This is a genomic window from Aciduliprofundum boonei T469, assembly GCF_000025665.1.
GTDB lineage: Archaea > Thermoplasmatota > Thermoplasmata > Thermoplasmatales > Aciduliprofundaceae > Aciduliprofundum > Aciduliprofundum boonei.
The window spans coordinates 950,163-976,490 of record NC_013926.1 but is presented as its reverse complement, the minus strand read 5'-3'; the positions used below and the strand labels follow the sequence as shown (position 1 = coordinate 976,490).

Below are 26,328 nucleotides of genomic sequence, written 5' to 3'. Positions count from 1 at the left end.
TGCTCACGAAGTTTTCAAAGGAGAGAAGAATAACCAAGATTATACATTTTCAACAATTCCGCAATTATCCTTTTACCCTGCTGGAAAGTGTAGAGATTGACTTCTCTAAATCCGTCGGGAGTGACGATTATACATTGTCCAACGGGCATGGTTCTCAAATGCTCCTCACTAATCGGGAAATACTCCGTTGTGGAATACTTATCGGCAACATAAACTCCTCTGCCTTGAACCTGTATGTGCTGGGGTTCTCTCTGCCATACCTGTTTCTTTCCAATCCTTGAGCGTATCAATTGAGAGGAGGCACTATCGTAGGCACGGAGGGCAAACAAATAGGCGTGTCCGGCAACTACCGCATTTGCGGAATCCTTCCCGTATTTCTCTATCACCTGTGCTATGCTCTGTATTCCTATGATTGAGGTTATGTAGTAAGAGCGTCCAAAATTCACCAATTCCTGATACCTTTTCAACTTGGGTATCAATTGGAACTCATCTATAACAAAGTATTTCTTTCTTGGCTCTCCTATCCTATTATACTGATTTTCTCTGGCAAAGGAATACTTTATCGCTCTATCAACCAGCAATCTAAATATCGGTGCAACGGCTTCTCCCGTTTCCACATTATACTCTATGAACAACTTTCTACCCTGTGGATTTTCTATGTAATCCCTTATGCTCATCTGTCTCTTTCCTGCCGTCTTGTAGAAATCTCCTATGAATATCTCATTTATGCGGGAATAGAAATTGCTCCACACACCACTTGCCTGTTTCATCGCTTGTGGATTGATGTATTCGGCAACGCTCCTCAAATCTTCCTGATTGACTAAGAGGTTATACGCTTGTTCTATGGTGAGCTGGTTTATGAAATCCATGAAATCCTCGTTCGTGGGCAGGAACTCTTTTAATCTCTCCCTATCCACTTTACCAGAGAAATACTTCGTGTATGTCTGTAATGCCTGTCTGTAAAATGTGAGTATGAAGGCAGATAAGAGTTGCTGGGAAGTCACTACCCAAAACTTATCCTCTCCTCCTCTTTCTTCAATTGGAAATATCTCTTTGGCTATTTCTATAACATCCGTTGTAGCTCTATCGGGGTCTATCTCCCAAAATATGTTCCACGCATAAGAAGAACCATTCACGCTCAAAGTTATGTCTCTTTCCGTTCCAAACGCTTCGTAATAATCTCCCTTGGGATCGAAAATTACCCAAACATAATCTCTCTTTTGCGGGAATTGATAGATTACTTGTTTAATCAATTCCGTTTTACCAGAACCGGGAGCACCCACAACCATAATTCCCGTGTTATACTTCTCTATCACGATGTTTCCTTGCTTGGTGGGGATTACTAAACTATCTGGTGGTATCCTCAACCTGTATTTCTTTTTCAACACTACCGCAAGGGGAATGCTTATGACTATCGGCACTATCAACCCGTATAGGATGAACAGGTAAAGATTAGAGTAAAGGGAGAAGTGAGGATACACCAAAAACTCGGAGAACGGGTATGAAAAAAATGGTTTCCAGAAGGGGAGTATGTTCCTTTTCAAACTCGCATAGAAAGGAAAGATAAGAAAGTAAGAAAGAGAGTAAGAAGTGAGCAGGAAGGAAAAACTCCACAATCTTCTTTTATCAAAAACTCTCTTTACGGGTATTTTTGAGTAATCTTTCCTACGCAGGAAATCTATTATGTAGGGGAGCAGGAACAGGGGTGGAAAGAAGAACAATAAACCTATGACTACAAAGAGAATTAACCTCTTTTCCTCTCTTTCCTTCCTTCTCTGCTCTGCTTCGTGTATGCTCTCTGGGCTCAATGCAGTTCTCTGCATTATACTCCAACCTCAAACTCCTCCGCTTCTTTTATCTCTCTTTCCATCTCCTCCTCTATTTTCTTCTCGCTCTTGAGCTTCTCTCCAAACACTTCCTCCACAATCTTGTTGAATTCTTTCAGATCCTCCCTTTCCATGACTAACTCCTCTGAGTATGGAGATACCATTCCTATGTGGCTGTGAGGATGCTCCGTGTTGTAATGCAATCCCCAAAGAAATCTAATTCCATAGTTTCTGGACTCTATTCTCCAGTCGTGTAATGTTTTCATAACTAAATAATGCAGTTGCCTTTCATCGTAGAACCTCTCTGGTGCAATAATCATGTGCCTGACAGCAGGGACGTCCTCATCTGCTCCCCGTGAAACCTCCACGAACTCTTTTAAATCTCTATCATTCGCAGGTTTAAATTCGTAGTATAACCTTGTATAAACTCTGTTATTGCTCATTCCTCTCTCTATGTACCTTGCCAACTTTATCGCGGCATCCTTGCCTGTTGAGAATTTCGTTTTGGTTATCATTTTCTCACCCCAGCAAATTCCTTTCTCTTTCCTTCTTCCTTTTCCACTTGGCAACTTCCTCTTTCGTCACCAGCCAAGCTCCAAGGTAAAGATTGTAGATTGAGCCGTCCTCATAGATTACATTGTTTCCATCCACCTTGTAGTGCAGTCCCGGTACCCTTGGAAAATCTATTTTTTCTTTCTTCTCTTCTTTAGCCGGAGACTCTTCAACCTGTGAGCTCTGTGTCTGGACAAAATCCGCAATCATGTCCAGCCTGTTCTTTATCTCCTCCAGCTCTGGATAAAGCTCCGTTGCCACTGCCATGCCCACCATCTTATCTATGTTCGATATGTACCCCGCCTTCTTGTAGAACTCCTCTTGCACATAGAGCTTCAATGCCTCTCTCACAATCTTATTCGTGCTGGTGTTCTTCATTCTCGCAATGGTGTCTAAATCCTCTTTCAACTTGCTGCTCAGTACAATATGAAGATGTGCTTGTTCGTGCCCCGCTTCCATTTTCATCACCTCTTCTCTCTCTTTAGAACCCCTATTTAAAATTGTCTATGTCTAGCAACATTCAATTTTCCCTGTTCTACACTACTTCTCTTTTCAATTTGAGAATTTGAACCTCAAATTATGTACATCAAGAATTTCCTTTTGAATCCATTCTCTCCATGAAAAACTTCCACATTTTTGAACATGCCAGTAAGGAATTTTGCCCATTTTGAACATTCAAGAAATCGTGTAATTCACTCATTTTTTATGCAAGTCCCCTCTATTTTTGGACATCTCCTTATCTTGCTATATATTTATTATAAATAATAAGGGAATGTCCAAGATTTGCGTTGAATTGCGAGGAGAATAAGATTTACACGGCATTTTAGGGATGTACATCATTTATTACATTTCCCGTTGAAGTAAAAAAGAGAAAAAGTAAAGGACTTTGCAGTGTAGAGGATGTGCATTCTTTCTCTCTTCAGTTGCCATGCTTGAAGTCGTATCCGAACTTGAGCCCAGCGAGGGATACGAGGGATATCACATCATCCGTGAGCTCGTCCACATCTCCTATGTGCTCGTATACCTCCTTTGGATCCTTGAACCCGCCTGCCTCTATCTCCATTCCTGCCGATTTTATGAAAGCTCCAAGCTCCACATTCACCAACCCCATAAAAGCTTGGATGAAAAACAGGTTTTTGAGCTTGTCTTGGACGGTGCCATCCACCTCAAGTGCCGTTTTGGTTATATCATCCATGGATTTCACGCTCTTATCCGATATCAACAATGAGGATTTGACATACTCTTCATATCCCTTGCTACCAAGTTCATCACGCACCATTTTTATGAATTTATTCAAAGTTTCATCATCTACTTTCTCCTCTCTCCAATCAGAATCGTACACGAGCTTGCCCTCATCATTGTAGATAACCAAGCTTTCGTAACCCCCAAGCAAATCTTCATTATCAAGCACATACTTTTTTGCAGAGCTTTCATCATCAAAATCTCCAATTATAGTGGTAGTGTAGTCAAACATATCTATCAGAGCAACTCTAAATTTGCCTTTTGGCACCTTGTATCTCACATCTTCCCAGCCTGCACCGAGAAACGCATCCGCATCCTTCTCATCTAATTCCTTACCCATATTTCTTACCTCCATGAAAGTTAGAGAAGGGGCGAATAAAAAGCTTCTCACGAAGTATTTTTGTTGTAGTAAACTAAAGAGTTGTTGATTCTTTTCCCTTCTCTAGTTCTTCATAAACGCGCAGAGCAATATTGTAAATGTGTTCTTCCATGTACTTGTTATCTCTCCAATTTATTTTTGATAAAAATTCTCTGGCAAACTTGCTAAAATCCTCAGCTCCAGAATCTTCATAATCTTGGAACATTGAGAAAAGAATATCCATGATGTAATCTCCAAGTGAGCTAATCCACCATGCGAATGGTATGTATGATCCATAAGCCTCATAGTTGAATTTCAACGATTCCACGGCTCTTGGTATAAAATCAACTCTATCTTTCTCCACATAGCCGCAATTTGGACAAGGTACATCCTCATCGTAGGGGATATAATAAGCACCGCATTTTGGACATTTATGATTGTACATAATATGCAAAGTCATATTCTATTACTATGTTCGAGGAAATAAAAGCTTTGTTACGAAGTATTTTCTTTCTTGGTAAGTTCATCTATTTTCTTATTAAGCTCCTCCAAGAATTTATCATACTCCTTTACTAAATCATATTTCATTAAATCTATTGTTTCTATTATCAACTTTTTTCCTGCTAATTTAGAATTTATGTTTTCAAACTCCCATTCTTTCTTATCAAAATCACCAACACCCTTTGGGTACAATAACATAATTTTAGGTGTATCATAGGCATAAGCATAGGCAAGCATCTGATAAACATCACTTTGTGATACACCATACTTTTTCTCATCCTCTGTATCCAAAAGCTTGTACTTGGTATCTATGATGTACCTTTTGCCATTTATTTTTATCATTATATCAGGTATTAACATGAATCTGCTCCCTTTAAGAAGATGCTTTTTTTGATCTGCTCCTTGGACATATACTTCACAACTTTTACAATCATTTCCCAAAACCTTGGATTTGTTCTGTACTATCGAATTGGCTATGAATCTCTCAAACACCTTCTCCATAGGGATTAAAAATGCAAACACATCCTTTTTTCCTCCAGTGAACTCTGGACTCAAATTTGTAATTATAACCCTAGCCAGATTGATTAAGGGTTTGTATCCCTCATTTAACCTTGTAAAGGTTATTGAATCGATTTCAGATGCACTAACGGGAACAAGAGAAACCGAGTCCATTAGATTCTCTGCCATTTTTAAATTGGAGAAATTCATGGAATTACGGGTATATAGAGAAGCAAGGTATGCTGCATACTTAAGTGTTCTATTTATCAAATTGTCTGGATTTCTATCGTTGTAATTCACGGGTATAATATGCCTTCTTTCCCATCTACGAGAGTACTTTGCAAAATCTATCTGTCCCTTTACATAATGCAAGTCATCTGAAACTCTTATGTATTCCTTGTACAAACCCTCTTTTATGGCATCCAAGAGCTTTATTGAATAAATGGTGAGCAATACCTCAAATATGGAATTTTCTCCTATCTTTAGTGAGGATATATCCACGTCTCTTATTGGCAAGTTCCATGCAATCTGCAACATTTTCACGAGGTTCTTTATTATTCCATCTCGATTATTTTTTAAGTCTTCCTCTTCTTTGAGATTATAAATAAATTTAGGCAAAATTTCCATGGTCCAGTCATTTATGCTAACCAATCCAACCCAGTTTTTGGCTTTAATTTTTACTTTTCTCTTTTCGGAGTATTCTCGGATGTCTAGAAACTCTTTCTTTGTACCTGTTTCCTCATCTACAAATTTCTCATTCACCTCTTTGAGCAAATCTAAAGTTCTATCACCAATGGTATTTTTCCCACCATCCCAGAGTTTCTCTTTGACTATTTCAAGCTCTTTTTCTTTGTATTCTAGCAGTTCTAAATAGGCCATGTGTATCACTCATTTTTTTCTGAGGGCTTTTTATGATTAATTATAGCATCGAAGAACTTCGCTACGCTCCAACTTTTATCCTCTCTCATTATATCTCTCTTATAGCATCCAATAACATCATTTTCTACATTCCCACTCTTATTGCATGGGTATAGTATTTTCTCTAAGTTCTCATTTGAGCCGTAGAAGTACTCCTGCAGTAAAGGTAGAATTTCGTAGAGCCAGATATATTTCAGTTTGCTCTTAAGCTCATCCTCTGTCGTTGCATCTTTGAGCTGCAAATAGTAAGAATGTCCTATCTGGTGGTCTCTGTCGTAATTCTTTTTGATTTCTTCGTTAATTGTGTATAAAGCTTTTATTGCAAGTTTTTTGATATCTCTTAAATCATCTCCCTTCCAGTCCTTTATCTCTTTAACAGCATCATCTTCTTTATTAACATTTGATATTCCAAGATATTTAAGAAGAACGGTGTATGAGGGCATAATCTCCAAGAAAGCAAATCTTCTCCTCAGAGCCACATCCATAAGCGCTATGCTCCTATCTGCAGTGTTCATTGTGCCTATGATGTAAAGATTCGGAGGCACACCGAATTTCTTTTTAGAATAAGGAAGTCTTACTATCATCTCATTTTCCATAAACAGACGCTTGTCTTTCTCCAGCAAAGTTATGAGCTCCCCAAATATCTTGCTTACATCTCCTCTGTTAATCTCATCAATGATGATATAGAATTTTGGAAAATCCTCCTTATCAAGGACATCTTTTACTTTGTTTCTCTCCTCATCCTCTAAATCGGGCAATTCACCATTCGCATCCCATCTCTTAGAAACATGAACACCAGCATACTCTAAAAGTGCATTGTACGCATTTCTTGCTATCCTCTTGAATATCCCTTCTTCAATTCTGAATCTCAATTCGTCTTCATCAGCATTCGGTTTTATGCTCTCTACGAAATCCTCATATGAAAAGGATGGATGGAATGTTACGAATGCCACACGATCGTTGTTTTCTCCTACTCCATTTAGGGCATAATTTCTTGCAATCCATGTCTTACCCGTGCCGGGTGGACCATAGAGAATAACCTGATTTTTTGCATTTAAGAGAGTTCCTATCTCTTTTTCAAATTGGATCTCTTTAGGTGGCCCATCTTGCATTATTCCAAAATATTCACATACATCCTTATCAAGCTCCAGTAAATATTTTCCCCTTAAACGTTGTAAATTCTGTTGTTCTGGTAATCCCTCAACCTCAGAATACCTAAATTCTTTCTCAAATCTACTGAAATTCTTAAGTTTAACGATGTAAAATCCTTTGATATTTTTAGATGTATATTTTTCAATAGCTTCTTTATAACTGTCGTTTAGAAACCTCTCATTTTCAAAAATTTTTATCAAATCTTCCTTAGAGACACTTTCAGGCTCTTTCTCTACTATTGAATACCCGTATATTATACCATCCCAATCATGGATTATAATGTCCTCAGGCTTAACTTTCTCCATAACTCCCTTTTCACCATTTACATACTCTTTTGTGTTTGGACACCACAAATATTTTCCTATGAGTGTCTCTTTATAAACATCTATAGTGGCTCTTTTACGAGGAACCTTGATAATTTCCAAATAGCAGCCGGAAGCGCTCTTCTTCTTAGCCTCATTTATAAAGTGCCACAATGCGTCCACTTCCCACAAACTAAAAGTTTCATCTAAATTATATTTCTCTCTTATTTTTTCAACTAATTTTTTAGAGAATTCATTAATTTTGGGGTAATCTTTAATTCCATCCTTTTTTGGAGTACCCCTATTAGTAGTACTAAGATTCAGAGTATTATAAACTCCAGTTATTATGAGGGCGTTGTAAGTTTTTTCGTTTAGAGGGCAAAACCTCTCTGGATACATCACATGTAGGATTGGAGTTGAAATACCATAACTTATGCCAGGAACCTTTTCAAATTCTTTGAGCATAGGTATGGGATCATCATCAGTATGGTGTTCAACTGCATATACAAGAGCTTTTCTTAATTTATCAATATTTTTTATGATTTTATTTTTTTGCCATTGCATTCCGGTCCAATGTCTATTTTCAGAATTATTTAAGAAATTAGAAATGAGATTTTTTAAGGTATTGTCATCTAATGAGTTAACATCTCTGAACTTCTCTCCATAGGTAGAATATACGTACTCTTTATCATTTTTGAAAGTATTTAATTTTGGTAGCATTTCATTTTGAAAAGCTTCATTAAAAAGTTCATGAGTCATCAATTTTTCAATTGCTTCTTCTATATCATCAATTACTTTCTGATTTTCCATAACATCACCTTCCTTCGAAGAAAATAAGTATACTTAATTATAATACTTTCTCCGAAGAAATATTAGCACATACTGATTTTGTTGATTCTGAAGGAAGAAAAATTGAGGTTCAAAATTTGAGATTGCAAGGAGAATGTGTTCTACACAGAGAGAATCCTGCATTCAAGCTCATCGACAATTTTATATAGGGCCTCCTAAAAACATCGGGAACATCGAAACAAATGCCAGAAGGGATGGTTAGAATGAAGAAGATGAGATACTCGAAGGAGGAGGTTAAGCGATACTATGACGATGTAAGCAAGTTCCTCAACACCAAGTTCAAAGAGGGGCTGAAGGAGTTAACGAAATCTGAGAGGGTACAGGACTTGCTCAAAGTGAAGAACCTATCCTACAACTATTCTCTCTACAATACCCTTCTAATAATCTCCCAGAAACCAGAATTGGCAGAGACGGGAGAATTAGTTTTACCACGCTACAAGTGGGAGAAATTGGGTAGGCACATAAACAAGGACGCACAGCCAATCTGGATATGGAGACCCAATCCAAAAACTATCTACGAATATCAGAAAAGGGACTTACCGCAGGAATTGAAGGATGTAAGGGAATTGGCTCTAAAATCCAAATCTCCGCAGGAATTCGCCAAAGCGTTGGACGAGAAAGTGGGTAATCTATTGCAGCAGGACAAGGTAAGTGCTATGGGTTTGGCTGGTGCAATAGCGGAGAATTACGGAGATAATCAGAAAGCATTAACGAACCTTTACTATGACTTGAAAAGGGGCTACATGACTGCCAAAGTTCCCAGAGGGGAAAGGATGTATTTCAAGCCAGAGAAGGTTTATGCAGAGAGCGATACACACGGGAAGCCATTACCAGATTTGCGGTTCAAAACCCTGACGGGAAACGAGTATAGAAAATTCTACGAGATGATACGGGATTCCTCACCCATACCCGTAGAGGAGATTTACACCATAGGCAACACTAACAAGTTGAAATATCACGGGAAATACGATATGAAAGAAGGAAAGATAACAATCGTGAGGAGCAAGAGCTACAATCACATGCTTGGAACACTCATACACGAATTGGCACACGCAATAAGGCACAAGGAAAGGATGATGACGCCCGATAACAATTTTGAGGAAGCGGTTGTGGAAAGCACCTCAATATCCATTTTGTCCAGAATGGGAGCGAAAGACGCATTGCAGAAAAGGGGAGAGTATGTTTTAACTTTCCTCAACGCTCAAAAGGAGGAGGACTTGGACAAGGCAGGAAACAAACTATTCCACGAAACGAACAGAACGGTTAGGAAACTCTTGGAGAAAGTTCCAGCGATAAACCACGCAATCTCCGAAGTGGATCGACAGAGGATAGAATACGAAGCCAAACTAATGAAAGAAGCGAAGAAAGAGATGGCAAAGGAGAAGGAGAACTCCAAGGAAGTGGAAGCACCAAAGGGTCCGGGAATGCAACCCCAAGAAATAGCTCACGCTCAAAATGTTCCAAACCAGCATAGTGTTCCAAATCAGCACAAAGAAGTGGAGGTAGAGTTATGAGCAAGTGGGTAGCGAAGTGGGAGCAGGAAGATTATGACGGGAGATACATAAAGCTAACGAAAGAATTTGACAGCGAGGAAGAAGCGAAGGATTACATAATGAATATGGAGAAATCGGCACGGGAGATAAACAAGCACTTTCAACTCATTTCTCTAAAACCCGTTGAGGAGAGGGAGGTTGAGTTATGAGTTTGGAGAGAGCAGAGAGGAAGATAATGCACCTTCGGGGAAAGGCAACGAACGAGGAAACATACGAGATTTTAGACATCTTGGAAGAAATGATTGCAGAGATGAAGAAGATGAGGAGCAGGGAGATGGAAGTAAAGAGCAAAGAGATGGTTATGAGCAGGAACAACGAAGTGGAGGTTGAACTATGAACTTGGGCAGGGTAAAGAGGAAGATAGTTTTTCTGGGGAAAATGTCAAGCGACGAGGATACGCAAATGCTCTTGGACATCTTGGAAGATTTGATAACGGAGCTGGAAGTGATGGACGAGGAAGTGAGCAAGGCGATAGATGGCTTGATAGAAATCGTGGTTGAGAGAGAGAAGAAGAAGGAGGGAAAGAAATGAGTTTGCGGAGATTGAGAGAGAGGGTCATGCGGTTGAGAACCGAAGTGATAGATGAACCTTCGCGGGAACTCTTGGACATTCTGGACGGGATTATTGCGGAGATAGGAAGCACGAAAGAGGACATAGACATGATTCTTGACTTGCTGGAGAAGATGATTGAGGAGACGATAGAGAACAGGGAGGTGGTTATACGATAAAGGACGCCGTTGCTTTGGAAATATACTCCAAATTCTACGATAGATTAGCCACTTCTCCTCTGGCAAAATACATCAAAGATGGCAACAAGTATCTGGTAGTGGAGTTCGTGGATGGCAAGATTGCGAGTATGAAAATCAGGGATAGCGAGATTTGGAGAAAGAATGTAATCTCCATACCCTTACCGAAATACACGGAGAATTTCGGAAAGGAGTTTTACAAGAGGATAAAGGAAGTCATAGACAAGAAGAACTTGGAGCTGGACGAGGATTATTGGAACTTGGTAGCGAACGCATACGATTGGGCTTGGGTGTGAGGTGATGAAATGAGATGGAACAAGTTTTACAGGTATGAGTATTCCGATTACGAATTTCACAGGGAAGATAAGCCCTTAGTTCCGAAAGAGGCGAATGACAAGGAGAAGTATGAGATAAGGCAAAAAATCAAGGCGATGAAAGATAGGATTGAGGAGCAGGAAGATTTACCCGTTCCCCAAGGCGTGAGGATGGATTTCTTTGTAGTGCCTAACGGGGATGGCTCTCATTACTCTGCGAGGTTGAGCATAAATGTTCCCGAAGAAAAGTTGCCCGAATGGAGAGATTTCACGCATTCTTACATTGCCGAAGTTAGAGGAAGGGACTATCCGAATATTCCGATTAGCGCTACCACCGAGGATTTCATCAAGTCATACATGGCAGGAAAGAGAAATCAGCTCATTAGAGAAATAAAGGATTTGAGGAAAGAGATAGAGAACATGCAGCACATAGATGTGGTTGTTTTGGGCAAATCTGGAGAGCATAGAGTATCTGGGAAGTTAAACGATTTGAAGTGTGATTGTGAATTGTTCAAGAGGAAAGGCACTTGCCACCACACAGCCCTTGTAAAAACTCTCAAAGAGAACGGAATGCTGGACAAGGATACCAAGTATGTAGAGCCACCGATGGTTATATTCCACGCAGGAAAGGGAGAAGCAGATATTGACAAGAAGAACTACATATTGGCCATTCCGAGAAAGGATGAGAACAAAACAAGGACGATAAGAATGCTCTACAACTACGGCTATGGATTGAGTGCCATGAAGGAAGCGGGAGTAGTTCCAAGGAGTATGAAGTGGGAGCAGTTAAAAGAAATTCTGGACGGCAGGGAATACGAGGAAGTTGTGGAAGGAAAAGCCCAGATGAAAGCCCAGAGAGGAAACGAGATAGAGATAGGAGCGTGAGAGAGTGGAAGGAGTAGTTTTAGATGATGAGAAAGACGGGGATTTTTTGACGATAGTGTATAAGGGAAAATACAAAGGCAGGAACAAGAAAATCGAGGGCTTGATGTTCCTCTATTACGATGACATAGAGAAATTGGCGAGGGATAAACTAATCAACGAACACGATTTCGATGAGGTTGAGGTTTTGGACATCTTGGAAACTCACTATTTTAAGAAGGGGATGAGTGAGAATGGGACTCGCAGAGATGATAGCGAAGGCAGTTGAGGAAGAATACGCAAAGAAGCAGAGGGAGAGATACGAAAAACTACGCAATAACATGATAACCTCAACGGAAATATCGGGAATATGCGAAAGGAAATTCATCTATTCCCGGAGAAATCCAGAGATAAAACCAGACAGGGCAGGAATATCCACGCTAATGCACGGGACTATGCTCCACGAATACTTTGAGGACTTGTTGCAGAAATACTACCCGAACATGCATGTAATGGAGAGCGAGTATTCGGCTCCTCTGGGAAAGGATTACAAGGTTGTGGGACACATAGATGTTCTTTCAATCTATGACCCCAAGAATAGAACTCTTTACGATTTTAAAACCTCTAATCCATACGCATTCTTGAAAATCAGGAACGAGGGAGAACCAAAGCTCCAGCACAAATACCAGATGAACATTTACAAACATCTCTTAGAGAGGAACGGGATAAAGGTAAATGACATGCAGGTGGTTTATATCAACAAGAGCAGGATGTCATTTAATCGGAGAGGAAACAAACAAAGCGTGGATGAGTTGGAGATGATAGAAGTTCCCGTTAAACCAGAACCTAAGCTCACAAAGGTTCTTCTCCAGCACGGGTACGATATGCTTACAGAGTTGAACAGGGGCTACAAGGGAAGGAATTTAGATGAGAGCTTGGAGAAGTTGAAGACATACTACAAGGTGTATGGATTAAATCCAGAGGAATTGGACAAGGAGAACTTTCAAAAGTGGATGTGTGATTATTGCAGGTATAAGGACATGTGTATGCAGAAAGACAAGGAAGAAGTCAAGGAAGGCAACCAGATGAACAGGATGATGAGCAATCAGGTTCAAGGGGCACATGTTGAGAAAAGCAAGGATATGGAGATGGAGGTGTGAGAAATGGCGAGGATAAGCGAGTGGGAAGAATGGCTACAATCTCTGGACGATAAAGAACTTGATGAATTCATAAACGCAGCGAAAACACTATCATCCTACGATATGGTGAAAAGAGAAATGCCTTGGATGTCAGGTTTAACCTCTCTGGCTGAAAATGTAAAACAGAAAAGAGAGATTGACAGGGAGTATGAGATGGAGATGTAAGGATGTGGAGAACCCTTGAGAAGAAGGTTTGGCAGATGTGGAAGAACGATTACACTCTACCCAGAATGAGCAGGGAATTATCCTCAATCACGCATTGGAGCGAATACCTATCTCTTTGCTTTATAGTTGATTACCTGCACAAGAGGAAGGGCATAGGGTTCTCCAGAAAGCAATTAAAATACGCATTTTCCAAAATTCCCAGAGAGGAAGTGGAAGGTGCGAGGAAAGAAGCTTGGGAATGGCTCTTACACCTTGGAGGTTATGACTACAATCGGGGAGGTTTTCGGGGTAAAAATCCATCTCTAAGGGTTGCGAAAAATACCCCTATTTTGTCCTCTTTGAAGGAAAATTTGCCCGATATCAGCATTTCTATGGAAAGGTAATGTAATTACACCTTTAAGGGTAAAAAAACGCTGAGTGAGAATTTTGGATGAATTTCAATACTCCATTAGAACTCTTTTTCTGTTGAAATTCCTTTGCTTCTTCATTAAGAACAATAGGAACAGCTTTTCATAGTTTGTTATTGTAAAGCCTTCTAAACAGGTTACCAGTTCTTAACACTCTAAACTTCCCATTGTGCGCTATACCTTCACACTATGGTACAATACAAAATAAAAAATAAGAAGCTACAAGTAAGTGAGATCAGTAGCTACATAATTTCACTATCTTCTCTTCTACATCTTTTAATCTCTCTATCAGATATTCTTTAAATTCATGATCATCAAAAACCTCTAAGTATGGAGTTTTATCCATGAGCTTGCTTGTTATACCTCTTTCATATAGCTCATCTGCTATATTTTGTAGGTACTCTTTACTTACTCCAGTGATTTTTAGAATATTCTCCAGAGTTACATTTTTATTTGCTCCCCCTTCCAAGTTTAAGAGATAGACTTTCTTAAGGGTATAAATAGCGTTAATTGCATTTAACTCAGTTATAATTTCTTTCTCTTTCTCTAGTTTTCTAAGTGCAAAATCTTTAGTTCTCTTGCAAATATAATTTACTAATGGAGGAACAAAATATATATAAAAAGTAGGTAAGGGAAGGGCAGGCTTAACAAAAGCAAGTTTTTCCTCAAAAATCCTGAACAGTATTCTACAATGGCATTCATTATTTCATCAGCTACTGCAGGCAGTTTTATAGAGGATTTTAAAAAGATTTGGATGCTCAAAGGTATTTTCAAATCTTTCGATTCCCCATAAAAACTACCCGAAGGTGATATTTTCAAAAGATCGGAAAGGAGTGCATTTTCATATTTTCCTTTTGATACATAGTCAGAATCTACTTTTAGTCCCTTCCCCCCACTACCATTTTTAGAATTTAATGCTGTACATATCATAAAAGCTATTATTTTTCCACAACGATTAATTTGCCAATCTATAATTCTTTCAAAATCCCTCAAAATTTTTAATGAGAGAGCTTTTGCAGTTTTCAACCCCTTTGGAGTGAGCTCTCCAAATAGATATCTTCTTTGTGTGTGATACCTTTTACTTTCTACCTCCTTGATATATCCAAGCTTGAATAATACGGCTAATATTGGTGATATATTCTGATTTTCAGGAGTATGAGCAGGAATAGAAATATCTCTAATTAATATCTTATTAGTCGAATAAATTCTTAGCAGTATTTCTGCTGCTTTATCTACAAAGTGAGGAAATCCTTCTTTTTCCATATCTTTTTTAAAGTTCTCTATATCATCTAAAATTTTATCCCACTCCTCATCTGGCATCTCATATCTCTTTTTTAGAATATCTTTCAGATCTTGTTTAGCCATTTTATGGCTAATGATTCATCTGTATCTTTGTATATTTTTAAAAGTTCTGTAACTATACCCTCGAATTCAGGGGTGTTCATTATCTCTTGCGGGTTTCTTCCAATTTCATATAGAATTTCTTCTCCATATTTTCTTATAATTTCTCTAGTTAACTTTGGATTTGTGTATGGTGCGTAATTTTCGGGTATTTTTAGAATGCTGCGGAGTATATTCTCAAAGGACTCAGGTCGTACTCCATAAATATCCTCTGGTAATGAAATAGATTCGTTGTACTCTGGAGAAATTATAAACTTTAAATCAGATTGAGTTTCAGAGAGTATCTCAATATCTCCCTCTATATCCGCAGTTTCATCTATCACAATTTCTATATCATAATCATTACAGAGATTCTCAAGCTCGCACTTACCAGCGCAAATAATTTTTTGCTGATTATCTATTTCCCAATCTATTATTTGGGCATTAAAACCATAATGTCTCAACACTGCAATTATATATTTTTTAACCTCTTCATGAAGTTTATTACTCATAGGTAATAATATCTATTCTAAATATTAATGTTTTTCGGGGTGTGTGAGAGAATGGATAACTCAAGATTTGACTGCAAGGATGAGTATCCAGCCATAAAATAGCCAGAATCCGAGAAGTACTGCAATGCCATATTGTAATCCCTCTTCAAACCCATTTGTCCAGAGCCAAAAAAGGCAAGCTGCGAAAGAGTGAAAGAGAAGAAATAAAGCAACAAAGAGGATAAGAGCTTTAATGTTCATTCTTCCTCATTCTCATCTTCCAGATATTTGATTTTGAGACCTTTCTCATCTGCAATTTCCTTGAGCTCTGGGCCTATCACAGGATCGTGCACGGCCCAATCAATATGGTAGCAATCATAAGAATGGCAACGGTCGCAATAGAGAAGCAAATACTTCCCATTTGGCTTGAGCCAGATGTTAAAAGTTTCTTTCTTTCCATCGTGGATATCATAAGCGGTTATATGGTCAGCATAGGTGTTTATGTCCACAATCCAGTGGATTCTCTTTCTCTGGGCCTCTAGCTCTTCTGGGGTCATTGTGATAACTTCCTCAGCTTCTTTCAATTTCTCTGCTACAGCCCTCCCCTTCTCTGTGAGCTCAACATAAATAACTTTTCTTCCTTCAAACTTTTCTTGAGTTTTTACATATCCTTTTTCTTCAAGTTCAGAAATGTAAGCTTTTATAGTCATGTAGTTGGGAATCACCTTCAGTAATTCGCTCATTTTCTTCTTTCCATCTAAAAGGCTGGTTAACAGGGGAACGATGTTCTTCTTTTTCCAAATACTATCTTTTTCCACATGTCAAATAAGACTTTTGAAATATATAACTTTTTCTATTCAAAATGTCAATTCTCATGGGAAAATGCTATCTTTTAGAATATAGCACCTTTTATAAATATATTTTCTAATTTCACTTTTGACTTTTGAAAAAAGTTTATATATTACTTTTCACATGTCATTAGTGAAAGGTGAGTGTGATGAGACTGATATCTAGGGTTCGAATGTATGAAGAATTAATAAATCTCTACGAAACCAAGCGATTTTGGAGCATAGGTAAAGTGGGATTTATGGAGAAGAGAAGATTATATTCATATCAGCCTGAGGAGGCTTTAAAATGAGTGTTGGGAAAAGAAGTGAATTGTGGGCTCACTTCTACCCGTACTATCTAGACCGCTCTGGAAAGTACTATAGATGCGTTTATTGCGGAGAAATAGTGCATTCTTCAGAGCGAAGAAATCACCTCAGGTATCATCACCCCGAAATATGGGAGAAGATCAATAAGAAAAGAGGTTACATCAATGGAAAGAAAACCGTATATACCGAGGCAATGGAGGTGTAGACTTATGATGTGGGAAAATTGGAAGGATAAGTTTTTTCTCAAGATGGATGCTGCCAGAGATCCTGAAACCCTAAGAACCTATAAAAAGAGGCTTAAACTCTTTGAAAATTTCTGGAAGGAGGAAAATAAAACACCGCTTCCAGATCCTCAAGTGCTTACTGAAGAGGATCTTCTAAGATTCCTTGTGTGGATGAGGAGAAAAGGGTATGATCAAAATTACATAAGCAGAACATATGGAGATGTTGTACGATTTCTAGAATTTTGCAGAAATCCAAACACCTATTATATGAAGCTAAATACACCTAAGAGAGTTAAGAAACTTCACAAGTACTATAAGGATGAGGAGCTAGAAAAACTCCTAAATCTATTCTCAGAGAATGATATTATCAGTTTCCAGAACAAGGTTTACATCTGGATACTTGCCTACACTGGAATGAGATCCGCTGAGGCGGGTGGACTTACATGGGAAGATATAGATTTTGATAGCGAGGAAATATCCATAAGGGAGGATGTAGCAAAGCAAGGCATAGCTCGTACTGTTATGATGCCCAAGGAACTTAAAGAGATCCTGCAGAGGTACAAAGAGGTCTATGACAAATATATGGAGTATCGTAAGGTAATGGGTGAGAACACACTTAACTCGCTCTTTTTCAAGCGAAAGAAGAATGGGGTAATTGAACCATTGGATAAAAGAGCAAGAACAATTTACAATCGCATTTACAAATACCTTGAGAAGCACGATCCTGAGCTTCAAAAATCATTTGGTCTTCACAAGTTTAGACATACTTATATCCGTCAGTGGGTCAAGGCTAGGGCAAGAATTGAAGCGGTGGCTCGCCAAGTGGGGCACCATGATTTAGAGACTACCCGAAAATACTATGCAGAGTATGATCTGGATTTTGTTAGAGATGAATATAAGAAGGTGAAAGAGAAAACTAAAAACAAAGGAGGTGAAGCTAGTGGGTGATGCACATGTTAGACCCAGTGCCCCCACTTTCTTATAATAAAGCCGTTTGGATTTTAACTATTTTCATTACATTTCATTTGTAAATATGATTTTAATTTTATCAGAAGCATACTTTAATATGATTTGTGAGAAATGATACAACTTTATTTATTACCTTTTCTTTCACCAAAAGAGTAAGCGGTGATTGCATGGAAGAAATTTATGACTTGAAATACGCAAAGAAGGCGGCTGCAATCTTCGTATTTCTGCCCCTTATTGTGATGTACACCGAGGCAGTGCTCATTCCATCGCTTCCAACAATCCAAAAGGATTTTAATATAACGCCCAGCGATGCAAGCTGGATACTATCCATTTATCTTCTTGTAGGCACCGTAAGCGTTGCAATCATGGGCAAGCTCGGAGATATGTTCGGTAAAAAGAAGATGTTTTTAATTGCCTTAATATTCTATACAACGGGCGTAACCTTAAATGGATTCGCACCAACATATCAGTGGCTCCTGTTTTTCAGAGCATTACAAGGAGTAGGTATGGCCATATTTCCCCTAGGCTTTTCATTAGTTCGTGAAGAGTTCCCACCAAAACTGGTACCACAGGTTCAGGGATTAATAAGCGCAATGTTCGCTGTTGGTATGGTAATTGCGTTGCCCCTTGGTGCATATATATCACAAAATTATGGATGGAGGTGGACATACCATAGTATTGCACCATTTGCTTTTTTAATGCTTGTAATTTCTTATCTGGTTATAAGGGAGAGTAGGTATATCACACCAACCGAGTTTGATTGGAAAGGAACGCTTGCACTAATTTCATTCGTAGTTCCTGCATTGGTAGCTGTAACCCGCGCCCCTACATTTGGCTGGTTTAATAGTCAAACTCTATCCCTATTTGGTATCTCCGCAATCTCATTTTTGATACTATTGCTTATCGAAAAGAGAGAGCCAAACCCACTTATTCCCATAGATGTGATATCCTCCAGAAATCCAATTATAGCAAATTTTGGAATAATGCTTGCAGCATTTGGAATGCAAATGATGAGCCAAGCAGACACCTACCTTTTCCAGATGCCTACACCATATGGATTTGGAAAAACCGTGCTCGAGACAGGTTTGCTTATGATACCTACCGCCGTGGTTATGCTTATAATTGCACCTGTTGCAGGTAAGTTGATGCCAAAAACAGGCGTGAAGTTCTTTGCGGTATTGGGTGCAACAATGGCGTTTATTGGTCTTCTGGCTATGGCAAAATACGCCACTAACTCATCGCTCTGGGAATTTGTCGCCATGACCGTTTTTGTCAGCGTGGGTATTGTTCTAATGAATGTCTCGCTCATAAATGTGCTTATATTCAGCGTTGAACGCAGAAAAATGGGAGTTGCCACTGGTGCAAACAGCCTGTTCAGAAACTTTGGAGCTACCTGGGGTCCAGCCATAGCAGGTACTGTTATGAACACTTACTATACCATCATAAGACTGCCCATTCCCCCGTATTCTATGCGAATTCCAACCAACGATGCATACACCTATTTATTCACAGGTTCCGCTGTTGTGTTTTTGGGACTCACTATATTGTCGTTGTGGATATTGGAAGTGTTTAAAAAGAAAAACGGGAAAAAGTAAACATATTCTATTCATTCCTTATTTAAAAATAATTTAAAAATAATAGAAAAATTAACTCTCACTTTCAATCTTCTTCAAAAGTGCGTCCAAATTCTTCTTTGCCTCTTCGTCCACATTATCGTAATAACTATTTCCGTGTGCATCCATAGTCACAACCAACGGGCCGAACTCTTCAACTTTGAATACCCACACTGCCTCAGGTATACCAAGTTCATCAAGGAAATGCACTTCTTTAACTCCTTTTATTCTCTCAGCTGCAAGAGCACCACAGCCACCTGTGTACGCAGCATACACGGCCCCATGCTCTTTAAGAGCTTTGAGTGTTCTTTCGCCCATTCCACCCTTGCCTACTATGATTCCAGGATGGAACTTTGCAATGAATTCATCCTCGAAGATCTCCATCCTTATACTCGTGGTAGGTCCTGCAGCCACAACTTTCCATTCACCATTCTTCTTTGTCACCACAGGGCCACAATGGTAAATAACCGAACCTTTTAGATCTAAAGGTGCACCCTCTTCTAACAGTTTCTTATGAGCTTCATCCCTCGCAAGAACAATCTCGCCAGTGACATAGATTACATCGCCAAGTTTGTATTTCCTTGCATCCATTATAGGCGTTTTTTCGTGATACTCCATTTAGATCACCTCCACCTTGCCATTAGCATCAATAAGCACCTTTCTCTTCCTGTTAGCCCAGCATTGCGTTACAATTCCAAGAGGCAAGGTTGCAGGATGTCTGTGCGCATACTCCACATGTACATCCAGCACTGTGGTATCTCCTCCAAGACCCATTGGCCCTATGCCAAGTTTATTTGCCATCTCATATAGTTCATCCTCAAGCTGTGCCACAAACTCTTCCTCGTGTCTTGAGCCTATGGGCCTAAGTATTGCAGCTTTCTTAGCAAGCGTTAGAGCGAGATCTGCACCTCCGCCTATTCCCACACCTATTATTGTAGGTGGGCATGGCTTGCCACCAGATTTGAATATATGCTCTATAACCGTCTTCTTTATTCCTTTTATTCCAACGCCCGGAGGAAGCATGTAAAGACCGCTCATATTCTCACTCCCACCGCCCTTGGGTATGACATGGATAATTGCATCATCCCCCTCTCTCAATTCCCAGTGTATGTAAGGCACAAATCTCCCCGTATTATCTCCAGAATTCTTGTGCAGGAATGGATGCACTGCATTTGGTCTGAGAGGAATCTCCTTCGTAGCTTTTCTAACCGCCTCAGTTATCGCATTCTTCAATTCTGCACGATATGGAAAATCGTAGCCCATATCTATAAAGAATGTCTGCAATCCTGTATCTTGGCACATTGGCAAAGAACCTTTTTTTGCCACTGTAAAATTCTCAATTATGGCCTTGAGCTGGGTCCTTGCCATCTCGTTTGTCTCTTTTTCATATGCCCTTTTGAGGGCTTGCACTGTGTCTTCTGAAAGCTCTGTCTCAGCCCTCCTTATGGCTTCAACAATTTCATCAATCATCTCAATCACCTTCTATAGGCATGGCTTACAAGATTAAAAAGATATTGCGAAAGTAGGAAAAGACATCAGGAAAATCTACCATCATCTCTCTTTTCTGGCAGCTTATATATATTCTTCTCAAGCCATCCGATCTTGTAAGCAGGTCTGACATCAAATTGGGGCACATAGGGTTTTATATCTAACACGGGAGTGCCATCCACAATATCTACATCTTCAATGTAGAGCACATTTCCTTTCCTACCTACAAGCTTAACAATAGACATGCCTAAAGGATTTGGCCTTGCAGGAGCACGGGTAGCAAAAACCCCATGGCTCTCTTTATCCATGTATGGGACGACTACCAATTTAAAGCCCTTAGCCAAATGAAAGTGAGATATTATAATTATATGTGAAAAACCCTCAATATCTTTAAGCCCATCTTCATATTCAGAAAAGATTTCAACTGTTCCTTTAATACCTTTGGCTACCTCTGGCTGTATCGGCACACCCTTGGGTTCTTTAAATGGAGAATGAACTATTCCGATAGGTTTGTACTTTATCTCTAAATTCCAAAGATTCATTGTGATCTCTATTACAAATCGTTTACTCGTACATTAATGCTATCATCAAAAAAATGGGAAAGGAGTTATCTCCTTCTCCTTGCCAAGCGCACTATTAATGCAATGAAAACTAGGAATATTAAAGCACCCATGGCTAGGCACAGAGTTCCTCCAATGTTGAAACTGAGCTCGAAAGGTTCTGAGCTTTCTGTAGTTCCGCTTCCGCCATTTCCTCCGTTGCTGTTTCCGTTATTGCCTCCTGAGCCAAAGAGCGTATCTGTTATTGTTCCTGTGGAGAGCTTGAAATTACTCTCAAAAGTTCCATCTCCATCCTTATCAATGCTCACCTGCACTGCACCCTTAACCTTATCTGCTAGCTTACCCCAATCCACTATGTATTGATGCACTTCGTTCTTAGATATCGTTATATTCAGGGCTTCTACATCCAGCTCAAAAGCTCTCGCATTTCCAAAATGCCTTATCTTCAAGCTGTACTTTCCACCATCGGAGCCAATAACAGAATAGGTATAGCCAGAGCCAAACAGGCGGTAAGAGTAAGTACCACCTTCTATGAGTATCACAGCGTTGGGTATACTCTTATAATGCTTGTAATTGGCATCATAACCTAGCATATTTCCGTTTGAATCTTTTATCAATAGAGTTACAATGCTCGCATCAATTCCTCCACTGTTAAATAGTGTGACTTCTATGTAATTTTGCGGTGTGCTGGGTGCATCTCCCATATAAATCTCGTAGGAGCCATCATCTTTCACAATGCCCCAGAGCATCTTTCCTCCGCCAATCACCAGAGAATCCAAGGAACCCTCACCGACTGAATAGCTTGTGAGCTTCATGCTTACCAAGTCATACACATACCCAATACCATCACAGCTCCAGTAAATCAAGTTTCCATCAATGCCCACAGAATCAAAGTATGTGTATTGTCCGACATATTGATACCACACTCTAAAATAGGCACCGTTATACAAGTTGAAAGCATCTATATATATGCTATTTCCAAAATTGTTTCTGCCAAATGCAATTACCCAATCACCAGATACATCCGAGCCCATACGTATAAATTTATTACTATGATCAAAAGTCCATTTTTGTCCCGTGCTGATCTTGTAGATATAGTTTCCATACACTATGTAGTTAGAGGATATTCTGGGCTCTATATAATCCCTGCCCATATCGTCAATAACTTTCAAATTTCCATCAATTTTCGCCATTATTTTTCCATTATCCACAAACACGACATTGTACCCGTAGACATCTGGATATTGTGGGCTATTTCCTGAATACACTAATCCCTCAGAAGACATTATATTTCCACTATCTACACCTGGTGCATAGTCTTCCCATACAACAATGTCTCCAACGGATACCCTTCTCTCTATGTCAGCACTGCTTGCAAATGTCACTATACTTCCATCCTTATAGCCTTTGATATCAGGATTATCTGGATTCCACTCAACCCACGCTGCTGTATTGCCATATACCGCAATACGATCCACTGTGTGAGAAGTAGAGTAAATCATAGTGCCGCTCAACACTTCCACATTCGAATCTCCCATAATAGACCCTCCTCCCTGTACGGCCCCTTGTAAAAATAGCAGGGTAACCAACAGGGCAAAAGCTATGCCCGAAAATCTAAATCTCATTCTAGCCCTCTCCATTTAAACCATATAAAATATCGTATAAAAAAATTTTCCAAAAATAAAGAAAAATTATTTGTAAACTTTCTTTAAAGCTTGAGGTATCTCCCAAGGGAACTCGGCCACGGGAACTCCCGCCTCGTTAAACGCCTTTATCTTGCTCTCTGCAGTACCCTTTCCTCTTGTAATTATAGCACCCGCATGCCCCATTCTCTTGCCAGGAGGTGCAGAGCGGCCTGCTATGTAAGCGACCACGGGTTTGCTTACATTCTTCTTTATGTATTCGGCTGCTTCCTCTTCCGCAGTGCCTCCTATCTCTCCTACGAGCACTATAGCCTCTGTATCTTCATCCTTTTCAAATAGTTCCAGGATATCCACAAAATTCAGCCCGGTAATTCTATCACCACCTAAGCCAATAACAGTACTTTGCCCATAGCCGTTGAGGGTGAGAGCATTCACGATCTCATAGGTCAATGTTCCACTGCGAGACGCTACAGCCACGGTGCCCTTCTTGAATATGTGGTTTGGCATTATGCCCATCTTTGTCTTTCCCGGCACGGTTATCCCCGGGCCGTTTGGGCCAATGACCATATGTCCGTGGCTTCTCGCATAGGTAACGATATCTAAAGCATCATGAAGAGGTACTTTCTCAGTGAGAATATACACAACTCGTATTCCATTGTACATGGCTTCAAATGCAGCGTCTTTCACAAAAGGTGCAGGCACAGTGATCATTGTTGCTTCAGGCTCATGCACCAATGTCTCTTCAACAGTATCATAAACAGGAACATTGTGAACCTTCATACCCCCTTTTCCAGGAGTTACGCCTGCTACAACCTTTGCACCGAACTTAATCATCTCACCGCTGTGGAACGAGCCCTGATGTCCGGTTATACCCTGAACGATTATTTTCGTATTTTCATCAATTATAACGCTCATTGCGATCCCTCCATAATAGATTTAAGCTTCTCAATAGCATGGCGCATATCTGCAAATGCATGTATGCCCTTTTCTTCAAGCATCTTGCGGCCTTCTTCTTCATGCACGCCGCTCAAGCGCACAACTATGGGCAAGTTGATATTGAAAGCATCTTTAGCCGCTATTATACCCTGTGCAACGGTGTCGCATTTCGTAACGCCACCGAATATGTTAACTAGAATCGCATCAGGATTTGCTTTAAGCACATAAGTGAAAGCGTTCTTTGTTATATCCACGCTATCTGTGCCGCCCAAATCCAAGAAGTTTCTGGGCTTCAGCCCATATAAAAGCAAAGTATCCAGCGTGGCCATGGTTAATCCTGCACCGTTGGCTATGACTCCCACATTACCATCTAATTCAACGAAAGCATATCCCGCTTTGTTTGCCTCTAATTCCAGCGGAGTTTTCTCCTCTGCGTTCTCCTCAAGGTCCTTGTGCCTGTATAGGGAGTCTGTATCTATTACCACCTTAGAGTCCGCAGCAATTAACTTTCCCTCGCTCAGAACGAGGGGATTGATTTCAACCAGCTCTGCATCGTACTCGCGGAACATGTGGTAGAGATTCATTAGAATCTTGGTGAATTGCTTGGCCAGATCTCCAGTAAAGCCCATTTTCTTAGAGAGCAATCTACCCACAAATGGCTGTACACCAATCTCAGGATTTACAACGAACTTGTAAATCTTCTCATCAGGTACACTCTCTATCTCTACACCTCCCTCAGGAGATGCCATTATGAGCGGGCTTCTAGTACTTCTATCTATCAATATACTAACATAGAACTCTTTCTCAATCTTCAACTTCTCCTCCACGAGAACTGCGTGTACTTTGTGGCCCTTGATCTCCATGGCAAGTATCTGTCGAGCAAGCTCTCGAGCCTCTTCTAAACTGGAGGCAAACTTCACGCCTCCACTCTTGCCCCTGCCGCCTGTCAGAACTTGCGCTTTTATCACTCTTTCTCCCTCAAACTCTTTGATATCCTCTGGCTTGAAGGCTACATAGCCCTCAGGCGTTGGCACTCCAAATTTTCTAAAGAGTGCTTTTCCTTGATATTCGTACAGATTCATTTTTCATTCCTCCTTCATATCAGTTTTTTATCCATTAGGACTTTTAAACTGTTGCGGGACTTTTCAATCAATCCCCTTGCATACTCATACTCCTCATCCCATGTGGTATATTTCCTGCCAACTCCCTCCTCCAATGCTGCAACAGCCACAGTAGCAGCCTCTCTGGCAAACACATCCCAATCATCCATAGATGGTAAGATCTTATCTTCACTCAATCCCTCTTCTTCTCCAACCTTAGCAAGCTCATGTGCAGCTGCCACGGCCATACCATCAGTTATTGTGGTGGCTCGCACATCCAATGCACCTCTAAATATACCCGGAAATCCAAGGGAATTATTGATCTGATTTGGAAAGTCCGAGCGCCCTGTACCCACTATTCTAGCGCCTGCCTCTTTGGCCTCATCGGGCCATATTTCTGGCACAGGATTGGCGAGAGGGAACACTATAGCATCATCATTCATCTTGGCAATCCACTCTTTTTTTATCACTCCTGGCCCAGGACGAGTAAACGATATCATTATATCCGCATCTTTAAGAGCCTCATCTGGACCGCCCATAACATTGTCTCTGTTTGTCTTCCGCAATAAACAACCCCTATATGGAAAGAGCCTAGCTAAATCCATATGCTGGTGAAGCACTGTGGGCTCACGATTTACCATTTCCACAACTCTTATATTCCCGGGATCTGCACCAGCCTCAACTAATAGCTTTAATACTGCAAAACCTGCAGCACCCGCTCCAAAAGATGCAATAACCACATCTTCCAACTTCTTACCTACTATCTTAAGAGCATTTAAAACTGCTGCAAGTACCACCGTGGCAGTACCCTGCTGATCATCGTGCCAAACAGGGATATCTAGTTCCTTACGTAATCTATCAAGAATATAGAAGCATTTTGGGGAAGATATATCCTCAAGGTTTATGCCGCCAAAAGTGGGAGCAATTAATTTCACAACCTCTATGAACTTATCTGGATTTTTAGAATCGATCATAATTGGTACAGCATCCACGCCTCCAAAATGCTTGAACAGTAGAGATTTACCTTCCATAACAGGCAATCCAGCAAGGGGTCCTATATCCCCAAGTCCAAGTATGCGTGTTGCATCGCTTATAACTGCAACAGTGTTTCCCTTATTTGTATAAGTATAAACCTTTTCGGGATCTTCTTTTATTTCTTTGCAGGGCTCAGCAACTCCCGGAGTGTACCAAATGCTTAAATCGTCCCTGCCCTTGATAGGGACTTTAGGTAAAGTTTGAATCTTGCCTCGGTAGAACTCGTGCATTTTTTTTGCCTTTTCTCCAATATCGTTGCCCATTTTATCACCGATACTCGCATGTTTTAATC

34 protein-coding genes are annotated in these 26,328 nt (G+C 40.0%); 15 read left to right on the top strand and 19 right to left on the bottom strand.

Annotation, left to right across the window (positions count from 1 at the left end; all coding sequences use genetic code 11):
* Window positions 1-14 precede the first annotated feature (14 nt).
* From ABOO_RS05140 to ABOO_RS05110, 7 genes are all read right to left on the bottom strand, one after another.
* Window positions 15-1,823, bottom strand: a complete 1,809-nt coding sequence (locus tag ABOO_RS05140) for a type IV secretory system conjugative DNA transfer family protein (RefSeq protein ID WP_012997301.1) — start codon at window positions 1,821-1,823, stop codon at window positions 15-17.
* The gene (locus tag ABOO_RS05135) at window positions 1,823-2,341 is read right to left on the bottom strand and encodes a hypothetical protein (protein WP_012997300.1); all 519 of its coding nucleotides are present in this window, start codon (window positions 2,339-2,341) and stop codon (window positions 1,823-1,825) included. Before ABOO_RS05135 ends, ABOO_RS05140 begins: the two co-directional genes overlap by 1 nt.
* Before the next feature lie 4 nt (window positions 2,342-2,345).
* On the bottom strand, window positions 2,346-2,837 hold the full coding sequence (locus ABOO_RS05130) for a hypothetical protein (RefSeq protein ID WP_008086697.1): 492 nt from the start codon (window positions 2,835-2,837) through the stop codon (window positions 2,346-2,348).
* A 460-nt stretch (window positions 2,838-3,297) separates the two neighbouring features.
* Complete coding sequence (locus tag ABOO_RS05125) at window positions 3,298-3,960, bottom strand: hypothetical protein (protein WP_008086685.1); 663 nt, start codon at window positions 3,958-3,960, stop codon at window positions 3,298-3,300.
* A 73-nt stretch (window positions 3,961-4,033) separates the two neighbouring features.
* Complete coding sequence (locus tag ABOO_RS05120; protein WP_012997299.1) at window positions 4,034-4,438, bottom strand: hypothetical protein; 405 nt, start codon at window positions 4,436-4,438, stop codon at window positions 4,034-4,036.
* A gap of 35 nt (window positions 4,439-4,473) precedes the next feature.
* Window positions 4,474-5,856 (bottom strand): McrC family protein, encoded by a 1,383-nt coding sequence (locus ABOO_RS05115; protein WP_008086670.1) that lies wholly within the window; start codon window positions 5,854-5,856, stop codon window positions 4,474-4,476.
* Between the two features lie 5 nt (window positions 5,857-5,861).
* Window positions 5,862-8,159 (bottom strand): McrB family protein, encoded by a 2,298-nt coding sequence (locus ABOO_RS05110; protein ID WP_012997298.1) that lies wholly within the window; start codon window positions 8,157-8,159, stop codon window positions 5,862-5,864.
* Window positions 8,160-8,401: 242 nt separating this feature from the next.
* On the opposite strand from ABOO_RS05110, the gene ABOO_RS05105 reads away from it, so the two are divergent.
* Genes ABOO_RS05105 through ABOO_RS05055 form a run of 11 tightly spaced genes read left to right on the top strand, consistent with a single transcriptional unit; the run spans window position 8,402 to window position 13,419 of the window.
* The gene (locus ABOO_RS05105; RefSeq protein WP_012997297.1) at window positions 8,402-9,712 is read left to right on the top strand and encodes a hypothetical protein; all 1,311 of its coding nucleotides are present in this window, start codon (window positions 8,402-8,404) and stop codon (window positions 9,710-9,712) included.
* On the top strand, window positions 9,709-9,900 hold the full coding sequence (locus ABOO_RS05100; RefSeq protein ID WP_012997296.1) for a hypothetical protein: 192 nt from the start codon (window positions 9,709-9,711) through the stop codon (window positions 9,898-9,900). The genes ABOO_RS05105 and ABOO_RS05100 overlap by 4 nt, the downstream gene beginning before the upstream one ends.
* On the top strand, window positions 9,897-10,088 hold the full coding sequence (locus ABOO_RS05095) for a hypothetical protein (RefSeq protein ID WP_012997295.1): 192 nt from the start codon (window positions 9,897-9,899) through the stop codon (window positions 10,086-10,088). Before ABOO_RS05100 ends, ABOO_RS05095 begins: the two co-directional genes overlap by 4 nt.
* Window positions 10,085-10,282 (top strand): hypothetical protein, encoded by a 198-nt coding sequence (locus ABOO_RS05090; protein WP_012997294.1) that lies wholly within the window; start codon window positions 10,085-10,087, stop codon window positions 10,280-10,282. The genes ABOO_RS05095 and ABOO_RS05090 overlap by 4 nt, the downstream gene beginning before the upstream one ends.
* Window positions 10,279-10,479, top strand: a complete 201-nt coding sequence (locus ABOO_RS05085; protein WP_012997293.1) for a hypothetical protein — start codon at window positions 10,279-10,281, stop codon at window positions 10,477-10,479. The genes ABOO_RS05090 and ABOO_RS05085 overlap by 4 nt, the downstream gene beginning before the upstream one ends.
* A gap of 14 nt (window positions 10,480-10,493) precedes the next feature.
* Window positions 10,494-10,793, top strand: coding sequence for a hypothetical protein (locus ABOO_RS05080; RefSeq protein WP_012997292.1), 300 nt, complete (start codon window positions 10,494-10,496; stop codon window positions 10,791-10,793).
* A 9-nt stretch (window positions 10,794-10,802) separates the two neighbouring features.
* Entirely contained in the window at window positions 10,803-11,696 is an 894-nt protein-coding gene (locus ABOO_RS05075; protein WP_008086801.1) for a hypothetical protein, read from the top strand.
* Window positions 11,697-11,700: 4 nt separating this feature from the next.
* On the top strand, window positions 11,701-11,961 hold the full coding sequence (locus ABOO_RS05070; RefSeq protein WP_008086773.1) for a hypothetical protein: 261 nt from the start codon (window positions 11,701-11,703) through the stop codon (window positions 11,959-11,961).
* Complete coding sequence (locus tag ABOO_RS05065) at window positions 11,927-12,832, top strand: PD-(D/E)XK nuclease family protein (RefSeq protein ID WP_008086781.1); 906 nt, start codon at window positions 11,927-11,929, stop codon at window positions 12,830-12,832. Before ABOO_RS05070 ends, ABOO_RS05065 begins: the two co-directional genes overlap by 35 nt.
* Before the next feature lie 3 nt (window positions 12,833-12,835).
* Window positions 12,836-13,036, top strand: coding sequence for a hypothetical protein (locus tag ABOO_RS05060; RefSeq protein WP_008086772.1), 201 nt, complete (start codon window positions 12,836-12,838; stop codon window positions 13,034-13,036).
* 2 nt (window positions 13,037-13,038) lie between these two features.
* Window positions 13,039-13,419, top strand: coding sequence for a hypothetical protein (locus ABOO_RS05055; protein WP_008086792.1), 381 nt, complete (start codon window positions 13,039-13,041; stop codon window positions 13,417-13,419).
* Between the two features lie 259 nt (window positions 13,420-13,678).
* Here ABOO_RS05055 and ABOO_RS05050 read toward each other — a convergent pair whose 3' ends face one another.
* The 5 genes from ABOO_RS05050 to ABOO_RS05030 all read right to left on the bottom strand — a co-directional run bounded on the left by ABOO_RS05050 (window position 13,679) and on the right by ABOO_RS05030 (window position 16,132).
* Entirely contained in the window at window positions 13,679-13,912 is a 234-nt protein-coding gene (locus ABOO_RS05050) for a hypothetical protein (RefSeq protein WP_008086774.1), read from the bottom strand.
* 125 nt (window positions 13,913-14,037) lie between these two features.
* Window positions 14,038-14,763 (bottom strand): hypothetical protein, encoded by a 726-nt coding sequence (locus ABOO_RS05045; protein WP_236614247.1) that lies wholly within the window; start codon window positions 14,761-14,763, stop codon window positions 14,038-14,040.
* Window positions 14,764-14,789: 26 nt separating this feature from the next.
* A complete protein-coding gene (locus tag ABOO_RS05040; RefSeq protein WP_012997291.1) occupies window positions 14,790-15,335 on the bottom strand; it encodes a hypothetical protein in 546 nt (181 codons plus the stop codon).
* Window positions 15,336-15,395: 60 nt separating this feature from the next.
* On the bottom strand, window positions 15,396-15,575 hold the full coding sequence (locus ABOO_RS05035; protein WP_048102943.1) for a hypothetical protein: 180 nt from the start codon (window positions 15,573-15,575) through the stop codon (window positions 15,396-15,398).
* Window positions 15,572-16,132 carry a winged helix-turn-helix transcriptional regulator gene (locus tag ABOO_RS05030; RefSeq protein WP_008086804.1) on the bottom strand — a complete coding sequence of 187 codons (561 nt, stop codon included), beginning with the start codon at window positions 16,130-16,132 and terminating at the stop codon, window positions 15,572-15,574. The genes ABOO_RS05035 and ABOO_RS05030 overlap by 4 nt, the downstream gene beginning before the upstream one ends.
* Before the next feature lie 179 nt (window positions 16,133-16,311).
* Here ABOO_RS05030 and ABOO_RS07985 point away from each other — a divergent pair, with 179 nt between their 5' ends.
* The 4 genes from ABOO_RS07985 (at window position 16,312) to ABOO_RS05015 (ending at window position 19,256) form a co-directional block, all read left to right on the top strand.
* Window positions 16,312-16,452, top strand: coding sequence for a hypothetical protein (locus tag ABOO_RS07985; RefSeq protein ID WP_155811390.1), 141 nt, complete (start codon window positions 16,312-16,314; stop codon window positions 16,450-16,452).
* Complete coding sequence (locus ABOO_RS05025) at window positions 16,449-16,673, top strand: hypothetical protein (protein WP_008086794.1); 225 nt, start codon at window positions 16,449-16,451, stop codon at window positions 16,671-16,673. Before ABOO_RS07985 ends, ABOO_RS05025 begins: the two co-directional genes overlap by 4 nt.
* A 4-nt stretch (window positions 16,674-16,677) precedes the next feature.
* Window positions 16,678-17,640 (top strand): tyrosine-type recombinase/integrase, encoded by a 963-nt coding sequence (locus ABOO_RS05020; RefSeq protein ID WP_008086795.1) that lies wholly within the window; start codon window positions 16,678-16,680, stop codon window positions 17,638-17,640.
* Window positions 17,641-17,828: 188 nt separating this feature from the next.
* On the top strand, window positions 17,829-19,256 hold the full coding sequence (locus tag ABOO_RS05015) for an MFS transporter (RefSeq protein ID WP_008086776.1): 1,428 nt from the start codon (window positions 17,829-17,831) through the stop codon (window positions 19,254-19,256).
* Between the two features lie 51 nt (window positions 19,257-19,307).
* Here the strand turns inward: ABOO_RS05015 and ABOO_RS05010 are convergent, their stop codons facing one another.
* The 7 genes from ABOO_RS05010 to ABOO_RS04980 form a co-directional block, all read right to left on the bottom strand.
* Window positions 19,308-19,892, bottom strand: coding sequence for a FumA C-terminus/TtdB family hydratase beta subunit (locus tag ABOO_RS05010; protein ID WP_012997290.1), 585 nt, complete (start codon window positions 19,890-19,892; stop codon window positions 19,308-19,310).
* Window positions 19,893-20,744 (bottom strand): fumarate hydratase, encoded by an 852-nt coding sequence (locus ABOO_RS05005; protein WP_008086798.1) that lies wholly within the window; start codon window positions 20,742-20,744, stop codon window positions 19,893-19,895.
* Between the two features lie 65 nt (window positions 20,745-20,809).
* Entirely contained in the window at window positions 20,810-21,304 is a 495-nt protein-coding gene (tsaA, locus tag ABOO_RS05000; protein ID WP_008086788.1) for a tRNA (N6-threonylcarbamoyladenosine(37)-N6)-methyltransferase TrmO, read from the bottom strand.
* A gap of 65 nt (window positions 21,305-21,369) precedes the next feature.
* Entirely contained in the window at window positions 21,370-22,962 is a 1,593-nt protein-coding gene (locus ABOO_RS04995; protein WP_241209821.1) for a hypothetical protein, read from the bottom strand.
* Between the two features lie 51 nt (window positions 22,963-23,013).
* Window positions 23,014-23,880 (bottom strand): succinate--CoA ligase subunit alpha, encoded by an 867-nt coding sequence (gene sucD / locus ABOO_RS04990; RefSeq protein ID WP_012997288.1) that lies wholly within the window; start codon window positions 23,878-23,880, stop codon window positions 23,014-23,016.
* The gene (gene sucC / locus ABOO_RS04985; RefSeq protein ID WP_012997287.1) at window positions 23,877-24,983 is read right to left on the bottom strand and encodes an ADP-forming succinate--CoA ligase subunit beta; all 1,107 of its coding nucleotides are present in this window, start codon (window positions 24,981-24,983) and stop codon (window positions 23,877-23,879) included. The genes sucD and sucC overlap by 4 nt, the downstream gene beginning before the upstream one ends.
* Before the next feature lie 14 nt (window positions 24,984-24,997).
* Window positions 24,998-26,299: an NAD(P)-dependent malic enzyme gene (locus tag ABOO_RS04980; RefSeq protein WP_012997286.1), complete on the bottom strand. Its 1,302-nt coding sequence runs from the start codon at window positions 26,297-26,299 to the stop codon at window positions 24,998-25,000.
* Window positions 26,300-26,328: the final 29 nt, after the last annotated feature.